This is a genomic window from Curtobacterium sp. B18, from assembly GCF_000333375.1.
Taxonomy (GTDB): Bacteria; Actinomycetota; Actinomycetes; order Actinomycetales; family Microbacteriaceae; genus Curtobacterium.
The window spans coordinates 1-2,691 of record NZ_BACZ01000591.1 but is presented as its reverse complement, the minus strand read 5'-3'; the positions used below and the strand labels follow the sequence as shown (position 1 = coordinate 2,691).

At 73.3% G+C, this 2,691-nt stretch carries 2 protein-coding genes and 1 pseudogene; 2 read left to right on the top strand and 1 reads right to left on the bottom strand.

Going from position 1 to position 2,691, the window contains the following annotated elements; genetic code table 11:
* A partial coding sequence (locus tag I5E_RS16055; protein WP_261974974.1) for a diacylglycerol/lipid kinase family protein occupies window positions 1-904 on the bottom strand: 904 nt, incomplete at its 3' end.
* A 187-nt stretch (window positions 905-1,091) separates the two neighbouring features.
* Between I5E_RS16055 and I5E_RS16050 the strand changes: the two genes are divergently transcribed.
* On the top strand, window positions 1,092-2,354 hold the full coding sequence (locus I5E_RS16050) for an ice-binding family protein (RefSeq protein WP_022907879.1): 1,263 nt from the start codon (window positions 1,092-1,094) through the stop codon (window positions 2,352-2,354).
* A gap of 100 nt (window positions 2,355-2,454) precedes the next feature.
* Window positions 2,455-2,691 (top strand): annotated as a pseudogene (locus I5E_RS16045) (alcohol dehydrogenase catalytic domain-containing protein); the annotation flags it as partial.

The following is a 2,691-nucleotide window of genomic DNA, read 5'->3' as shown; positions in this document are numbered from 1 at the left end:
GGCTCTCGAGCACGAGGTCGAGTCGCCGCGCCGTCGTGTAGCCGAGGGTCCGCGACCGCGGCAGGAAGCGTGCGAGCAGGCGGCCGAAGCCCGTGCGGTGGAAGAAGCGGTTGAGCGAGAGGCCGTAGCCGATCTTGGTCCACCCGACACGTCCACGCGGGCGGAACGCCACGGCGTCGAGGAGTCCGTCGTCCGGTTCCGCAGCGGGCAGGAGCAGGAGACCGGCGGTGAGGGTGCCGCAGTTGCCGACGATGACCGTGTGTGCGCGCATGCCGTGCTCCTCGCCGCCGTCGAGGCGGTACCGGAGGTCGATCTGACGGTTGCCCACGACGGACCGGAGGATCGGGTCGGAGTAGGCGAGCCACCCGAAGCGCTTCTTCAGCCCGGCGTTCGTCTCGGCCGCCATCCGGGCATCGAGACCGATGCCCGCCATCACGAGGAACGCGTGCTCGGCGGTGTCCCCGTCCGCCGAGGTCAGCGCGGCGAACGCGACGTCGACGGGACGGTCCGCGCCGCGGAACGCCGACCGGACGGCAGCCGTCACGTCACCGATCGGGATCCCGAGGTTCCGTGCGTAGAGGTTGCCGGTCCCCGTCGGGAGCAGGGCGATCGGGATCCGGGATCCGTGCAGGACCTCGGCCGCCACCCGGAGCGTGCCGTCGCCACCGACGACCAGCACGACGTCGGGCGCACCGGCTCGCGCCTCCTGCGCGGCGGCGCGGCCGTCGTCGCCGGCAGCGGTCTCGAACCACACCGTGTCGTCCCACCCGAGCGACCCCTGTTCGGTGGCGACCGCCGAACGGAGGGCGGCGAGGTCGACCGCCGAGGGGTTGACGACCACCGCGGCCCGCTGCCGCGCGCTCGGGCGTCGGTCGGGGTCGAGGGCTTCGTGGGGAGAGGGCACCAGACGACGCTACCGTCGGGCGCGGTGCCGGAACGGTCGGTACCGGGCGTGTCCGAACCGCGCGGATCCGGCGAACCTGGCAATCCGGGTCGGTCTGCGCAGGAACACGGGCCAGACTCGCAGCACGGCGAGTGCCGGGCGCCTTCGGCACCTGAGCGGTACCTCTCCTGAACAGGCAGGGGCCGTCATGGCCAGCACGCCCATCGTCCGCTCACTCACCCTCATCGGCACCGGGATCGGACTGGCGGCGGCGCTCGCGCTCGCGTCCTCCGCACCGGCATCGGCCGCGACCGTCATCGACGGTCCGATCGACCTCGGCACCGCAGCGACCTACGGGGTCCTCGGTGCCTCCACCGTCACGAACACCGGGCCGACGACCGTGCAGGGCGACCTCGGCGTCTCGCCGGGCACCTCGATCACCGGCTTCGGCGGCACCGGGAACGGCATCGTGAACGGCACGGTGCACCAGACCGATGCGGCGGCCACCCAGGCGCAGGCCGACACGACGACGGCGTACGGCGTGGCCGCGTCGCTCACCCCGACCCAGACCGGGATCACCGAGCTGAACGGTCTGAGCCTGTCGCCCGGCGTGTACACCGGCGACGCGCTGCGACTCGCCGACACCGGGACCCTGACGCTCGCGGGCAGCGCGGACTCCGTCTGGGTGTTCCAGGCCGCGTCCACGCTGACGATCGGGTCGGGTACGCGCATCCTCATCACCGGCGGGGCCAGTTCCTGCAACGTCTTCTGGCAGGTCGGCAGCTCCGCCACCATCGGCAGCGCCGCACAGTTCCAGGGCACCGTCCTCGCGGACCAGTCCGTCACGGCCACCACGGGTGCGACGGTCGTCGGCCGACTCCTCGCACGGAACGCCGCGGTCACGCTCGACACGAACACGATCACGGCGCCGACCGGGTGCCCGGCCCCCGGGACGCCCTCCGAGACGGTCGCGCCGACGATCACCTCGGGTACGCCCACGGCAGCGACCGCCGGGACGCCGTACTCGTTCCCGGTGACCGCGACCGGCAGCCCGGCGCCGACGTACTCCGACGGTGGCACGCTCCCGCCGGGACTCACCATCAACCCCACCACCGGGGTCATCTCCGGCACCCCGACGACACCCGGCACCACGACCGTGACGATCACGGCGGACAACGGCACGGCTCCGGCCGACACCGAGACGTACGTCCTGACCGTCCGCGCGCCCGCGGTGGTCCCGTCGCCGTCGGCCACCCCGACGGCTCCGACGTCGAGCGCTCCGGCGGTCCCGGTCGCGGCCGGCTCGGGCGGCGGTGGCTCGGGGACGTCCCCCGCCGAGCTGGCGTTCACCGGCAGCGACCCGACGATCCCGCTCACGATCGCCGGAGCGCTCCTCGTCGCCGGCTCCGCACTCCTCGTGCTGCGGTCCCGTACCCTGCGGACCCGACGACGTCCGGCACCGCGCGCGTAGCGTCGGGGGCATGACGAAGCACTGGGTTGCACCGCGGTTCGGCGGCAGCGAAGTCCTCGAGTACGTCGACACCGAGGTGCCGGCACCCGGCCCGGGCGAGGTGACGATCGACGTCCGTGCCGCCGGGATGAACCCCGCGGACACCAAGCACACCCGGCAGGGCGACCCGTCGGACCTGCCCGTCCCCGTCGGCTACGAGGTCGCTGGGGTCCTCGTCGCCGCGAAGGACATCGAGACCAAGGACCAGATCGCCGCCACCGCGTCGATCTCGGCCGCCGACCCGACCATCGGCGCGCTCATCGCCGAGGCCATCGACAAGGTGGGCAAGGAAGGCGTC